The sequence below is a fragment of the Marinifilum caeruleilacunae genome, from assembly GCF_013141825.1.
GTDB lineage: Bacteria > Bacteroidota > Bacteroidia > Bacteroidales > Marinifilaceae > Marinifilum > Marinifilum caeruleilacunae.
In genome coordinates, this window is the sequence record NZ_RZNH01000007.1 from 1 (window position 1) to 13,510 (window position 13,510).

Here is a 13,510-nt window from a genome sequence, read left to right on the forward strand (position 1 = left end):
ATCTGTTTGGATCTATAATAACAAGAGACCTCATTTGAGTTTGAATTATAAAACACCTAATTTTATACATCAAAAATCCAGTGAGGCTAGCCTCACTGGATCATATAATTAATTTATAAATGTGTCAACCTATTTTAGGACGACTCATTAAAATAATCTGATTTAACCTGTAACAGGCTCTATAAATGATACTGCCTGATCTGTTGAAACCCTCTTAGGAAATCTTCAACTTTCATTCTTTTTTTACCTGCTTGTTGTAGCATTGTGATTGCTAAATATCCACCTTCGACGGCAACTTTTAAATGGCTTTTACCATCGGTATGTAAACTACCGATTTGATGATTGTGATCCTCTACAATCTTTTCTGTTGCGAATACTTTTAGGCCAATCTTTTTTCCTTCTTCAATCGGACAAAGTTCGGTCCATGCAGCAGGGTAAGGACTCAATCCGCGAATTAAATTGTGAATAGAATCGATATTCTTGCTCCAGTCTATTTTGCAATCATCCTTAAAAATTTTAGGTGCCGATTTCAATTCTTCGGCTGCAATGCTTTCCTGAGGAATCTGAGGATAATCACCAGCTTCAATCGCTTTCACCGTTTTTACTACAAGTCCGGCTCCAATATTCATCAACTTGTCGTGGATTACTTCTGCATTGTCGTTTTCGCCAATTTCAGTTTTTTCCTGGAAGATGATGTTACCAGTATCAATTTCATGTTTTAGCAGGAAGGTAGAAACACCGGTTTCCTTGTCGCCATTAATAATGGACCAATTGATTGGTGCAGCACCACGATATTGCGGCAGTAATGATGCATGAAGGTTTAAAGTTCCATATTTAGGCATGTTCCAAACTACTTCCGGCAACATTTTAAAGGCAACGACTACCTGTAAATCGGCCTCCAGTGATTTTAGTTCCGCCAGAAAATCTTCATTCCTGAATTTTTCAGGTTGCAAAATTTTCAGGCCTTTTTCAACAGCATATTTTTTTACTGCTGCTTCCTGGATTTTCTGACCTCTACCAGCTGGCTTGTCCGGATTGGTAATTACACCAACCACATTCACTCCTGCAGTAAGAAGTGCATCAAGGGGAGCCACCGCAAAATCGGGTGTTCCCATATATACTACTCGTAAACTCATATTATTCCTTTAAATTCCTGTTTCCTTTATTGTGCTTCGGAAAGTACGGACAATGTTTGCATCCATTGCCGCAGCAATAACCTCTTTCTGTAAGGTATTTTTTTGTCATGATTCTATATCCATCGGGATGCATATAATAATCGATGTCAGGTTTTAAATCGTCAAACATATTAGTCTTGCTTTATTTGTAAAAACTCTTTTATGCTTTCATTTTTAATGGTTACAGAAAGATGGTAATGAGAAATCTTGTATTTGCCATTTTCCCAAACCAGTACACCTGAAGCTCTGCAAACGCCCATCCAGGTATTCAACAATTCATCGAACCAAATGGTTTTATCATCTGCCGATCTGTACATTTTTCGATCGAATCCCTTAAAATCCCAGGTTGTTCCTTTTTCGAAATAAGGTTCGCAGAATCCGTAGAATTCTTGTCTTGTCCACCTTTCCGAAGGATCGGTACCAATATAGGTTGCATTTTTGGTCATCAAATCAAAATAGCCTTCTAAATTGGCGTTGGCTGCTGCCTGGTGCCAATTGTCCAGTAATTTGATAATTTCTTTTTCTGAGTATTCTGGCTGCTGTTCACAGGAGATGAATACGACTGGGAATAAGATGAATAGTATCAGAAATAATTTACGCATTTTTCTTTTTGAAGAATTTAACCGGGTTTATCTTTTTAAAGAAATCAATATAGTTTTCGATATTGAAAACAGCTGAGTCTGTTGTTGCTTTATAGGTTAAAATAATCCCCAAAGGAAGAATAATAAGCGAGGAGATCCACATTCCAAGCGCTGGTGGAAGCACCAACTCTTTTGCGAATCGTTCGGCTGTCATCGAAATAATGTAATAGAAAATAAAGAACAAAACCGAAACAATTACCGGCATTCCCAATCCACCTTTACGGATAATAGCACCCAGTGGAGCGCCAATAAAGAAGAAAATTAAACAGGCAAAAGGCAGTGTGAATTTTCTGTGCCACTCGTTGGTAAATTTAATGATCCATTTTTCCTGACTCAGGATCTCATTTTCTTTTCTCGAGATATTTTCTCGAGCTTTTCTGGCAAAACTTAATGCCGAACTTACCGAGGTTAACTGTTTGGTAAGAGGCGCTGCCTTAAATAGAGAATCGGCATCTTTGGTTTTCTTCAAAAGTTCCTCGTATCGCACCGAATCCTTTCGCATCGATTTGGCATCTTTCTTAAAGTAATGTTTTGCCAATAAACCATTCACCAACCTGTCTCTCTCTACATCCAGTCTATTGCGCATCGAATCTTCAGAATGAACTAACTGTTTCAAGTTTAGCATTCTGTAGTTTTTACTGTATCGATCCTCATTACTCCGTTTTAGTTCACTGCTTCTTAAAGGTACATTGGTTTCATATTCCTGGAACTTAATTCTTCTCGAAGGATGATTTTTATCTCGTCTCGATTTTTGCTTTACATCCTGGTACATATTTCCACTGTAAAGCGTAAGTGTCATATTTTGCTTATCAGGAGAAGTAACCATGGTGCCCGAATCGGCAACAGTTACATTTGTATTGCCTCTTTTATCCCTGTGATCGTAAATCAACAGCTTGTACATCATCCCGGTTTCTTTATCGATATTGTCAACCTTGATGCTAAAATTAGGCAGATCGTTGGTAAAAATACCTTCTTTTAAAATTAGTTCAGGTTTCTGATTTTTGATATCCACCAGGAGTGTAGTGGTTTTTAATGAGGCAACAGGCATTACGTAGTTGGCAAAAAAGAAAGCACTAATACTAATGATAATTACCAAAGTAGTAAGCGGTTGCATAATTCTTTGCAGTGATATTCCGGCAGCTTTCATGGCTGTTAACTCGTAATTCTCTCCCATATTCCCAAAGGTCATAATAGAAGCCAAAAGTATTGCCAGTGGCAGTGCCATTGGAACCAAAGTAGCAGAAACGTAGAATAAAAATTCAGCAATTACAGTCCATTCCAATCCTTTTCCAACCAATTCGTCGATGTATCGCCAAAGGAATTGCATGAGCAAAACAAACATGCAAATAAAGAAAGTGAAGGCTAATGGCCCTAAAAAACTTTTAAGAATAAATGAATGTAAACGTTTCATTCCGAAATATTTTAATTGAAAACGAGATGCTGAAAACCAATTGTCGGATCTCGCATTGTTACCTAAAAAATAAGACCAATAACTTGCAGAAACTGGTCTTACATAGCTTACAAAAATAAGCTAATTATTTAGGAATTGGTGTTATGATTTGTTAAAAAATCATATTCCCAATACATGTTTTAGTTCGGCGATTTGAGTATCCCAAAGTTCAATGCTTTCGTCAATTTCATCTTCATCGGCGAAATCGGTAATAATAAGCGACAAATCGTTGGTCAAAGCATCTATTTCAATTTTAAATTCAAAATAGCTGTCTTCGTCTTCGCTGTCGAGCCAGTGGAAGCGAATTAAACGATTGTCTTTTTTAGTCACCAATTCTGCTTGTTGTTCCGAGCCATCCCAAAAGAAAGTGTAGATTTTGCCTTTCTGATTAACATCATCGGCAAACCACTCTGATAAACCGCTTGCACTACTTAATCTGTCGAAAATCACTTTTTGTGAAGCGTGAAGTACATATTCCAGTTCAAATTGTTTCATATGTTGGGGCATAAATGTTTTGATAATAAAATACGGGAGTTTCGTTTGTCTTAATAAATTTCTCCCCAGTATTAATTTACCACACTAAAAAGGTGAAATGTAAGTCAATACTCAAATTTCGCGCAAGATACTTAAGAAATTTCAATTAATAAAAACTGATTCTTAAAACTTTAGCTTTTTCTTATATTGTTAATTCTCATATTGCTTATTTTACCTGCAACATATAAGTTAAGAAAATTTTACAAATCGATAAATTAATTCATTTGTATTTTAAGAATTGAAAAAAAACAGGGAATGATTTTTTTTAAATGAAAAAGGATTTTATATTTGCACCGCATTAGAAAAAACGGCGAGGTAGCTCAGCTGGTTAGAGCGCGTGATTCATAATCACGAGGTCGGCGGTTCAAGCCCGCCTCTCGCTACTCGAAAAGGGAAACAATGAAAATTGTTTCCCTTTTTTTTTGATGTCATAAAATTCGAATCGTAAGGGGTGTATTCAGAGTTTCCTGTATTTAAAAAATAAAGGTCGGCGGTTCCCCGAATAAATTTGGGACAGGCAAGTCCGCCTCTCTTTTTTGTCTAATTCATTACTGATGCTTCAGGAAAAATATTTTTCTCATACCACTTTTTTCGTTTAAATACGCCATTTTAGGGATCATCAGAAAAAAAATAGATTTTTTTTTGAATGGTAATATTTCTGTAAAACAGTTAGTTTAATAGTTCGTATGATTTAATTGTCCCATTTTTCAGAAAAAAGATTTTTTTTAGAAATAAAATGCCATTATATTTGCACCGCAATCAAGCAAAACGGCGAGGTAGCTCAGCTGGTTAGAGCGCGTGATTCATAATCACGAGGTCGGCGGTTCAAGCCCGCCTCTCGCTACTAGAAAAGGGAAACAATGAAAATTGTTTCCCTTTTTTTGATGTCATAAAATTCGAATCGTAAGGGGTGTATTCAGAGTTTCCTGTATTTAAAAAATAAAGGTCGGCGGTTCCCCGAATAAATTCGGGACAGGCAAGCTCGCCTCTCGCTACTAGAGAAGGGAAAAAATGAAAATTGTTTCCCTTTTTTTATCTCATAAAACTAGAATTGTCTGGAATATATTCAGAGTATCCTGCATATAAAAAGAAAAGGTCGGCGGTTCCCCGAATAAATTCGGGACAGGCAAGCTCCACCTCTCGCTACAAGAGAAGGGAAACAATATTCATTGTTTCCCTTTTTTTATGCCCTTATTTTTTATGTACAGATGCGTTATATTATAAACACCAGGCTTCTTTTAAATATTGTAATAAATCTGTACTAAGGAACACAGTTGGTTCTATTCTTAAAACCATCTTCTTTTTTGACCAAAAGCTCATCCATTTTTACCAGATTTGATTCAATAGCTACTCAATTCTTTTATCTTTGTTCTCCTTAAAAAAAATATAACATCAAATTGCTAAAGCGATCATGTATTTTATCGCTTGTAAAACTTAAATAAGGTAATCGTATGAACAATTGGTTTGAGTGTAAAGTTAAGTATGTAAAAATAGATGAAGTATCAGGAAAAGAAAAGAAGGTTTCTGAACCATACCTGGTAGATGCAATGTCGTTTACCGAAGCAGAGGCGAGAATTCATAAAGAGCTGGAACAAATGATCAGCGGTGAGTTTAATGTTACCAATATCAGCAAATCAAATATTACAGAGCTGTATCCTAATGATAATGGTGATAGATGGTTTAAAGCAAAAGTTGCTTTTATTGATGTTGATGAGGCTTCGGGCAAAGAGAAGAAAAGTAACAACTATATGCTTACACAGGCCAATAATGTGAAGCAGGCATACGAGTTTTTGGAAGAGAGTTTGAGCGATATGTTGGTACCATATGAGATCCCTGCAATTTCCGAAAGTCCAATTATGGATATCTTTCCATTTTTCAGTGATGAGGTGAACGAAGAAATTCCAGAGAACTTAAAACCGGTTTCGGAATTTGAGCCGAATGATAACGAATTTGAATAGATCAGAAATTTCTGATCTTTTTTTTTTCGGAAACGATTGTTTTCTGTTGAAAAACATACTTATAGCTTGATTCTACTGTAAAATTATATGAATGTAACTAACAGTAGATCAAGTAAAAGTATGTGGTGTGAACTGGGTTTTTGATTTTTTGTGTTTTTCGTGGTGAAATTTCTTTTCTCTACTACATTTGTCAACACAAACAAACAACAAAAAACAGACTAAAATAAGTTTTTGACTTTTAGGGTTGGGGGATCATAAAAGTCAGATTTATTGATTTAAACGTATAATCACACCATGAAAACAAGAACTGAACACGATTTAATTGGCTACAAAGAGGTGCCTGCTGATGCATACTATGGCATCCAAACCTTAAGAGCGGTTGAAAACTTTGACATTTGCGGTGTTAAACTAAGTGCTTATCCAAACTTTATTAAAGGTTTGGCAATGGTAAAATGGGCAGCAGCCAAAGCAAATAACGATCTTGGTTTGTTAACAGATGAGTTGACAACTGCCATTTGTAAATCTTGTGAAGAAATTATCGAAGGAAATTACCACGAGCATTTTCCAGTTGATATGATCCAGGGTGGTGCTGGAACATCAACCAATATGAATGCCAATGAGGTAATTGCAAACAGAGCTTTGGAAATTCTTGGCTATCAAAAAGGAGAGTACGAGCACTGTCATCCAAACAATCACATTAACCTTTCTCAGTCTACCAACGATGCATATCCAACAGCAATTAAAATTGCATTGATTTTTATGAATGAAACTTTGGTAGAAGGCTTAAAATCAATGATTACTGCATTTAGAGCCAAAGGCGAAGAGTTTAAGGATGTGTTGAAAATGGGTAGAACCCAGCTACAAGATGCTGTACCAATGACCTTGGGACAGGAATTCGAAGCCTGGGCTGTAACTCTTGAAGAGGAAATTGAGAGATTGAACCAAAACTCAAAATTATTCCTTGAAGTGAATATGGGTGCAACTGCAATTGGAACAGGTATCAATTCAGAGCCAGGTTATTCTGACAAATGTGTTGCTCGCTTAAACGAAATTACAAATCTTCCAATTGTATTGGCTGGTAACCTTATTGAGGCTACTCCTGATACCGGTTCATATGTAATGTACTCATCGGCTGTAAAGCGTTTGGCAGTTAAACTTTCTAAAATCTGTAACGACTTAAGATTATTGTCTTCGGGACCACGTTGTGGATTAAACGAAATCAACCTGCCAAAAATGCAACCAGGTTCTTCAATTATGCCAGGTAAGGTAAACCCGGTTATTCCTGAGGTGGTGAACCAAATTGCATACAAGGTAATTGGAAACGACCTGACTGTAACTTTCGCTGCTGAAGCGGGTCAGTTGGAGTTGAATGTAATGGAGCCGGTTTTGGTTCGTGCTATTTTCGAATCGATGGAAATGTTGGTGAACGGAATGGCTACCCTTAAAGAAAGATGTATTGAAGGAATTACAGCAAATGTTGAGCACTGTAAAGAAATGGTTCTAAACAGTATCGGTATTGTTACTGCTGTAAATCCAACACTAGGATATGAAGCTTCTTCTCGTATCGCTAAAAGAGCTTTGGCCGAAAACCGAAGCGTTTACGATTTGATCCTTGAAGAGGGATTATTGAGCAAAGAGAAGCTGGACGAAATTCTTTCTCCGGAAAGAATGATTAAGCCTCAAAAATTTGTTGAAGCTTAAAATCTGAAATTTTTAACCGAATTCAGGTTAAAACTTTTTGTTTCTTAAACAACATCCAATCAAATTGGATAATACTCTATCATTGAGTTCTTGGCGCACTAAAGAGGTTGATTCGTTTTTCGATTCAACCTCTTTTATTTTAAAGTCTGAAAGTCTGAAAGTCTGAAAGTTTAAAAGTCGAAAGGTCGAAAGGTCGAAAGGTCTGGATAAGCAAAGAATTGTTACATTTACTTCATCATCAATTGAAATTGCCATGACGGAAATTTGCTTTCAATCTATCGGAACCATACATACTCCTCACAAAACACAAGATAAAATGCCCATTCAGCCTTTAAGTGCAAAAGGAGTAAAGGCAAAGGTTGAACTGAAGCCCGAATTTGCGGCAGGCCTACGAGACCTGGAATCATTCTCGCATGTTATTCTGATATTTCACCTGCACAAATCGGATGGTTTCGATTTAGATGTCTTGCCATTTATGGATGATCAGACCCATGGTGTATTTGCAACCCGCGCACCCCGAAGACCCAATGCAATCGGAATTTCTACGGTAAAACTCCATTCCATAGAAGGGAATATTCTGCATGTAGAAGATGTTGATATTCTAGATGGTACACCATTGCTGGATATCAAACCTTTCTTCTCGAAATTCGACAACCGACCAGATGCCGTTTCGGGTTGGTTAGACGAAAAATGGAAGGAGAAGAATCGTGATATCAAATCGGACGAAAGGTTTATCAAATAACAAAAGAAAAGTTTTCTGTTTGTATTCATCTTTTGTCCAACAAATTTTAATTATTGACTAGCGAGTTACAAGGTCTTTCAATGTAGCAATCCATTTGGGATGATCGTTCAAACTCTCCACTAAAACCAGCTCTTGTCCACCGTTTTCTTCAAACAATTCGCCATATTCCAGGCCAATTTCAATGGTGGTTTCCAAACAGTCGGCTACAAATGCCGGACTAAATACCATGAGTTTTTTCGCTCCTTTTTGGGCTTGCTCAATCACGACTTTATCCGAAAAAGGTTCCAGCCAGTTTTTATCCAGTCTCGACTGAAAGGCTACTGTATATTTTTCTTTTGGGATATTTAATTTTTCTGCCAGCAACTTACTGGTTTCATAGCAGGTGGCGCGGTAGCAGTAGTAATCTGTATCGGGCCTGAACTGCTTATCGCAATCGCAATCTTTACAGTTTTTCTGTGGATGTACCTTATTTACTTGCCTTAATGGTAAACCATGATAGGAGAAGATAAAATGATCAAAATCATTCAAGTCATGCTGCTTTGCATTTTCAACAATGGTATCCAAATATCCTTCATGATCGAAAAATTGATTCACCAACTTCAGTTCAGGAATCACCTCCCAGCTCCTGATAATTTCCATGGCTTTTTCGAAAGTAGAACCTGTTGTCGACGAAGCATACTGCGGATACATGGGCAGGATAATCAATTGGTCAGGCATATCCTGGCGAATTTTCTCCAACACACTTTTCATCGATGGTTGCTGGTATCGCATGGCCAATTCTACCGTAAATTTCTCGTCCAGTTCTTTTTGAAGAAGCTCTTTTACCTTTTCGGCATAAATCATCAATGGAGATCCATCCTTGGTCCACAACTGCTTGTAAATTTTCGAAGATCCTTTTGCCCTGAATGGAACAATGATCAGGTTCACCAGAATTTTTCTCAACAACCAGGGAATATCAATTACCCTGCGGTCGTTCAAAAACTCGAATAAATAGGTGCGTACATCAGATACATTTGGACTTTTGGGAGTTCCCAAATTCAGAAGCAGAACGGTAGTTTTCTTTGGCATAGTGTGTTAGTAATAGGCAAAACAGTAAAGGAAATGCATTCACATTTCCTTTCTGAAATTAATATTTTTTTTCGACTATTTATCTAACAATTTAAACCGAAATTGGTTCGAGCCAATTGATATCTTTTTTCAAAAGTTGCAAGGTTTCGGCCTCTTTCGAACCTTCTTTTATTTCGTATTGGTAGGTCCATTTTACTTCTGGTGGCATGCTTACCAGTATCGATTCGGTTCTGCCATTGGTATCCAGGCCAAATTTGGTTCCCTTGTCCAATACCAGGTTGAATTCAACATACCTGCCTCTGCGGTGCAATTGCCAGTCTTTTTCCTGCTCACTGTACAATTTGGAAGCATTCGTTCTCATGATTTCGCAATAGGTAGGCGCAAAGAGCTCACCAACCTCCATTACGAAGTCAAACAGCTCTTCTTTTGTCATTCCCGACGAATCGTTCAAATGATCGAAGAAAATGCCTCCAACTCCTCGCGTTTCGTTTCTAAATGGCAAAAAGAAATAATCATCGGCCCAGGGCTTGAATTTACTGTAAAAATCAGGATGGTGTTTGTCGCATACTTTTTTCAGTTCCTGGTGAAAGGCTTTCGCCTGATTTTTATCCACATAAATTGGCGTAAGGTCGATACCTCCACCGAACCAATAGGTACCATCGCTCAATTCAAAATAGCGAACATTCATATGAATTATGGGTACATGAGGATTTTCGGGATGCATAATTAAAGAAACACCAGTGGCAAAAAAATCATCGGCAGATAAGTTCAATTTGCTTTTAATTTTAGCGGGCATTGCACCATGCACAGCAGAAAACTGTACGCCACCTTTTTCAATAATATTTCCATTTTTAATTACGCGACTTCTTCCGCCACCGCCAGCTTCCCGTTCCCAAACATCTTCCTGGAATTTTGCTCCGCCATCGCAGTTTTCCAATGCTTTTGTAATCTGATTTTGTAAGTGCTTAAATTTTTCAGCGATTTCGTCCTTTTGCATCTGTAGTGTTTTGTCTGTTTTTAGTATGATTTTGTTGCTGTTTTATTGTTTTTGCGCTGAAACCGGCTCAGCATTTTCTTCTCGAAATTCCAAAAGAAACGGAACTGTCCGAAAAGGCTTCCTACAAGCAGGAGCAATACCTGGTAGGTTGGCGTAATAATCAGGATACTTAGAATAATTCGTAAGAATAGGTTGGTATCAGAATCGATGGAAAAGTATTCGAAAATTGGATTTCGAACCAATACCGATAAGCTTCCGGTAATCGAGAATACAATAAGAATGATTACAAGTTGCAGGTTGGAATCGATTTCCCAGCGCTTTTTAAGTTTCTCAAACATGAAGTAGTGCTATTTAGATTTATTTCAGATAAAACAAATATAATATAAAATACCTATAGGTCTGAAATAGCACGAGAAAAATCTGTTTGATTTTATTGATGTATACATTACTATTAATTAATAGTAGTCATAATTTTACATATCGTAAGCTATAGTTTTTATATTTATCCTATTATGAATAAATAAAATAGGTAATTATATGTATAAAGTGAAAAGTTTGGATCGTTTAAAACAAATTAATGATTTAGTGAGAGAGCAGAAAACCGGATCTCCAAAAGAGTTTGCCAAGAAACTAGGAATTTCTGAAAGTCACCTATACAAGTGTTTAAGTGAAATCAAAGAAATGGGATTGCCAATCGCTTATAGTACAGTGTGCACATCCTACTATTATAGCGAGGAACTTGAATTGGAAGTAATGTACTCTGTCAAAGTGATATCTACAAAGGAATTAAAAAAGATAGAAGGTGGTTTCTGTAAAAATATTATGAACTATTTTTTTATGGTAGCATCCTGAGATAATTTTAGAATATCTAAATGATAAGTATTATTAACTAAAATTTTTTATTATGGATTTAGAAAATTATGGTGTTCAGGAAATGAGTGAACAAGATGTAAGGTGTATTGATGGTGGATGGTCTTGGGATGACTTTGGTCAAGGTAATGCTGATGGTGTAGGAGTTGGTACTAAACCAACTAGTTTTGATCATAGTTTTTCCTATTGGTGTGGATATGCTGTAGGTACATTATGTTATACTATGGGTAAAAGTTAACTCCAATTATTAGACAAAAGTTGTCATTAGAAAATTTTAATAACTTATTGTCATTGAAAAAGTAATATCTCTCCTAAAAATTCTAAAATATTCAGGAGAGAGATAAGGGTGTCCTTTATGAAGGACATCCTTTTTTTGATATATTCTAAATTAAGCTTAATTTCTATGTTTGTGAGGCATTAATTTGAAATTAATACTATGTAAAATAGGATAATAAACAAAATCCTAATGTCATTAAAAAAATAAATCACTTCTAAGTCTTAAATAATGAATTGCTCAATAGGGAAATAAGTTTATGGCATAAAAAAACCGCCTCAATTTGAGGCGGTTTAGAGTATATTTTGATCTGATCAATTAAGCAGATACTCTTTCTAACCATTTGATCATAAATAGCATAGTTAACATTGAGATAACACATACTACAACGAAAACAGACCAAGTAATCCACAATGGAACACCAGCGTAAAGAAGACCACCAAATACTAACAATTGGTTACCAGCACCAGTTGCACCTAACCAAAGTCCTTGCATTAAACCTTGATATTTTGGAGGAGCTACTTTCGATACAAAAGAAATTCCAAGAGGACTGATAAATAACTCAGCGATAGTTAATACTAGATAAGTGATTACCAATAACCAAGGAGTAACCTTATCAGCTTCTGGTAAACCTCCCATTTCTTTAACTTCTTTCAATAGAGGTAAATCAAGAGAACCAACAGCCATGATTACGAAAGCCATAGCTGCAATGAACATACCAATAGCAATTTTCTTTGGTGTTGAAGGTTCAATACCTCTAGCTCTTAACCATCCAAAAATAGCAACTACAATTGGAGTCAAGAATACAACAAAGAATGGATTCATAGATTGGAAGATTTCAGCTGATAATTCCAAACTTCCCAATTTCAAAACAGTATAGTCTCTCGCAAAGAATGTAAGAGATAAACCATTTTGGTGGAATGAGAACCAGAAGAAAATTACAACGCCAAATACAGCTAATAAAGCATAAATTCTTTGCTTAACTTCTTTAGCATCCATTTCTGGAATTGTAGTTTTTTCATCACTTCCAGCTTTAGCAAGAGCAGGATCTGGGAAGTTGTTTTTGTTTTTAAGGTAAATTCCAAGAGAAATTAACATTGCAAAAATAGCAACACCAAACGCATAGTGGAAACCTTCATTAAATACATTTAGATAATCGTTACTGAAAGCTGTTAAATCTGATACAGGATTTGAGCTTACTGATGCAGCCAATTCCTGGAATCTTTGAGAAGCATTTTCAGAAATGGTACCATTTAAGTGTTGGTGACACAATTCAGGAAGAGTTGCGTTATAAGTATATCCAAATTTACCTAACCACCAGCTTCTTACAGCAGGAGCAATCATAGGAGCGAAAATTGCACCAATGTTGATAAATGCGTAGAAGATTGAGAATCCAGAATCACGCATTTTACCATGCTCAGGGTTATCATACATTTGACCAACCAACGCCTGAAGGTTACCTTTGAATAAACCATTACCAAATGCAATAACAAACAATGCAATACAAGTCATAGTAAGTCCAAATGCTACATTGGCAACCGGAGTTTTAGTTGGGATAGCCATTAGTAAATAACCAACCGCCATCAATAAAAGACCAATTAAAATGGTTCTTTTGTAATTTTTGGTTTTATCTGCAATAATACCACCAAGGATAGCAAGGAAGTAAATTGAAGAATAAAAAGTAGCGTAAATGATACCTGAGTTTTCTTCATTCAATCCAAATTTAGCTTGAATAAATAAAACCAAGATGGCCATCATTGTGTAAAAACCAAAACGCTCTCCCATATTAGCAAGAGCCGCAGGTATAAGTCCTTTAGGATGTCCTTTAAACATAAATGTTAGTTTTAATTTATAATAGTTTCGTTTCAGTTATGAAAGTGACAAATATATAGAAAAAATCAGAAGTCCATAATGATTTGTAAGCGTTTCGATATAATTTAAATCGTTTTCGTAACAAGGCCCAGATTTCAAAAGTTTAGTATCTTTGATAGGAAAGCCCATTTTGCTGTATGTTTGGCACTTTTATCGCTTTTTTCTAACTGGCCTGTCTTGTTAAAAAGATGTTATTAAAAAGGAATCCGAATAAGAGTGTACGTCTAA

Annotated in this window: 14 protein-coding genes and 2 tRNA genes; 7 read left to right on the plus strand and 9 right to left on the minus strand. The window is 36.2% G+C overall.

The annotated features are described in order from the left end of the window. Positions 1-179 precede the first annotated feature (179 nt). The 5 genes from fmt to ELS83_RS06000 all read right to left on the minus strand — a co-directional run bounded on the left by fmt (position 180) and on the right by ELS83_RS06000 (position 3,761). Positions 180-1,136, minus strand: coding sequence for a methionyl-tRNA formyltransferase (fmt, locus tag ELS83_RS05980; protein ID WP_249414413.1), 957 nt, complete (start codon positions 1,134-1,136; stop codon positions 180-182). 1 nt (position 1,137) lies between these two features. Continuing rightward, positions 1,138-1,305 carry a DUF5522 domain-containing protein gene (locus ELS83_RS05985; RefSeq protein WP_165836038.1) on the minus strand — a complete coding sequence of 56 codons (168 nt, stop codon included), beginning with the start codon at positions 1,303-1,305 and terminating at the stop codon, positions 1,138-1,140. A gap of 1 nt (position 1,306) precedes the next feature. After that, positions 1,307-1,777: a nuclear transport factor 2 family protein gene (locus ELS83_RS05990; protein WP_171594628.1), complete on the minus strand. Its 471-nt coding sequence runs from the start codon at positions 1,775-1,777 to the stop codon at positions 1,307-1,309. Further along, a complete protein-coding gene (locus tag ELS83_RS05995; protein ID WP_171594629.1) occupies positions 1,770-3,227 on the minus strand; it encodes an LptF/LptG family permease in 1,458 nt (485 codons plus the stop codon). Before ELS83_RS05995 ends, ELS83_RS05990 begins: the two co-directional genes overlap by 8 nt. Before the next feature lie 159 nt (positions 3,228-3,386). Next, a complete protein-coding gene (locus ELS83_RS06000) occupies positions 3,387-3,761 on the minus strand; it encodes an START-like domain-containing protein (RefSeq protein ID WP_249414414.1) in 375 nt (124 codons plus the stop codon). 348 nt (positions 3,762-4,109) lie between these two features. On the opposite strand from ELS83_RS06000, the gene ELS83_RS06005 reads away from it, so the two are divergent. The 5 genes from ELS83_RS06005 (at position 4,110) to tsaA (ending at position 8,201) form a co-directional block, all read left to right on the plus strand. Next, positions 4,110-4,183 (plus strand) — tRNA-Met (locus tag ELS83_RS06005). Positions 4,184-4,570: 387 nt separating this feature from the next. After that, positions 4,571-4,644, plus strand: a tRNA-Met gene (locus tag ELS83_RS06010). Between the two features lie 607 nt (positions 4,645-5,251). Further along, positions 5,252-5,758, plus strand: coding sequence for a DUF4494 domain-containing protein (locus ELS83_RS06015; protein ID WP_171594631.1), 507 nt, complete (start codon positions 5,252-5,254; stop codon positions 5,756-5,758). A gap of 294 nt (positions 5,759-6,052) precedes the next feature. Then, positions 6,053-7,459: an aspartate ammonia-lyase gene (gene aspA, locus ELS83_RS06020; protein ID WP_171594632.1), complete on the plus strand. Its 1,407-nt coding sequence runs from the start codon at positions 6,053-6,055 to the stop codon at positions 7,457-7,459. 253 nt (positions 7,460-7,712) lie between these two features. Beyond that, entirely contained in the window at positions 7,713-8,201 is a 489-nt protein-coding gene (tsaA, locus tag ELS83_RS06025; RefSeq protein ID WP_171594633.1) for a tRNA (N6-threonylcarbamoyladenosine(37)-N6)-methyltransferase TrmO, read from the plus strand. A 57-nt stretch (positions 8,202-8,258) separates the two neighbouring features. Here the strand turns inward: tsaA and hemH are convergent, their stop codons facing one another. The 3 genes from hemH to ELS83_RS06040 all read right to left on the minus strand — a co-directional run bounded on the left by hemH (position 8,259) and on the right by ELS83_RS06040 (position 10,604). Further along, the gene (hemH, locus tag ELS83_RS06030) at positions 8,259-9,269 is read right to left on the minus strand and encodes a ferrochelatase (RefSeq protein ID WP_171594634.1); all 1,011 of its coding nucleotides are present in this window, start codon (positions 9,267-9,269) and stop codon (positions 8,259-8,261) included. Positions 9,270-9,360: 91 nt separating this feature from the next. Further along, positions 9,361-10,266 carry an oxygen-dependent coproporphyrinogen oxidase gene (gene hemF, locus ELS83_RS06035; RefSeq protein WP_171594635.1) on the minus strand — a complete coding sequence of 302 codons (906 nt, stop codon included), beginning with the start codon at positions 10,264-10,266 and terminating at the stop codon, positions 9,361-9,363. Positions 10,267-10,286: 20 nt separating this feature from the next. Beyond that, complete coding sequence (locus ELS83_RS06040; protein ID WP_171594636.1) at positions 10,287-10,604, minus strand: DUF6787 family protein; 318 nt, start codon at positions 10,602-10,604, stop codon at positions 10,287-10,289. A gap of 199 nt (positions 10,605-10,803) precedes the next feature. Between ELS83_RS06040 and ELS83_RS06045 the strand changes: the two genes are divergently transcribed. Continuing rightward, entirely contained in the window at positions 10,804-11,118 is a 315-nt protein-coding gene (locus ELS83_RS06045; protein WP_171594637.1) for a bacteriocin, read from the plus strand. Between the two features lie 52 nt (positions 11,119-11,170). Beyond that, positions 11,171-11,374, plus strand: coding sequence for a hypothetical protein (locus tag ELS83_RS06050; RefSeq protein ID WP_171594638.1), 204 nt, complete (start codon positions 11,171-11,173; stop codon positions 11,372-11,374). Between the two features lie 354 nt (positions 11,375-11,728). Here the strand turns inward: ELS83_RS06050 and ELS83_RS06055 are convergent, their stop codons facing one another. Beyond that, positions 11,729-13,243 (minus strand): peptide MFS transporter, encoded by a 1,515-nt coding sequence (locus tag ELS83_RS06055; protein ID WP_171594639.1) that lies wholly within the window; start codon positions 13,241-13,243, stop codon positions 11,729-11,731. Positions 13,244-13,510: the final 267 nt, after the last annotated feature.

Bases quoted from the DNA above. Each gene is read 5' to 3' on its own strand.
- fmt (WP_249414413.1), bottom strand. From the start codon at position 1,136: ATGAGTTTACGAGTAGTATATATGGGAACACCCGATTTTGCGGTGGCT.
- ELS83_RS05985 (WP_165836038.1), bottom strand. From the start codon at position 1,305: ATGTTTGACGATTTAAAACCTGACATCGATTATTATATGCATCCCGAT.
- ELS83_RS05990 (WP_171594628.1), bottom strand. From the start codon at position 1,777: ATGCGTAAATTATTTCTGATACTATTCATCTTATTCCCAGTCGTATTC.
- ELS83_RS05995 (WP_171594629.1), bottom strand. From the start codon at position 3,227: ATGAAACGTTTACATTCATTTATTCTTAAAAGTTTTTTAGGGCCATTA.
- ELS83_RS06000 (WP_249414414.1), bottom strand. From the start codon at position 3,761: ATGAAACAATTTGAACTGGAATATGTACTTCACGCTTCACAAAAAGTG.
- ELS83_RS06015 (WP_171594631.1), top strand. From the start codon at position 5,252: ATGAACAATTGGTTTGAGTGTAAAGTTAAGTATGTAAAAATAGATGAA.
- aspA (WP_171594632.1), top strand. From the start codon at position 6,053: ATGAAAACAAGAACTGAACACGATTTAATTGGCTACAAAGAGGTGCCT.
- tsaA (WP_171594633.1), top strand. From the start codon at position 7,713: ATGACGGAAATTTGCTTTCAATCTATCGGAACCATACATACTCCTCAC.
- hemH (WP_171594634.1), bottom strand. From the start codon at position 9,269: ATGCCAAAGAAAACTACCGTTCTGCTTCTGAATTTGGGAACTCCCAAA.
- hemF (WP_171594635.1), bottom strand. From the start codon at position 10,266: ATGCAAAAGGACGAAATCGCTGAAAAATTTAAGCACTTACAAAATCAG.
- ELS83_RS06040 (WP_171594636.1), bottom strand. From the start codon at position 10,604: ATGTTTGAGAAACTTAAAAAGCGCTGGGAAATCGATTCCAACCTGCAA.
- ELS83_RS06045 (WP_171594637.1), top strand. From the start codon at position 10,804: ATGTATAAAGTGAAAAGTTTGGATCGTTTAAAACAAATTAATGATTTA.
- ELS83_RS06050 (WP_171594638.1), top strand. From the start codon at position 11,171: ATGGATTTAGAAAATTATGGTGTTCAGGAAATGAGTGAACAAGATGTA.
- ELS83_RS06055 (WP_171594639.1), bottom strand. From the start codon at position 13,243: ATGTTTAAAGGACATCCTAAAGGACTTATACCTGCGGCTCTTGCTAAT.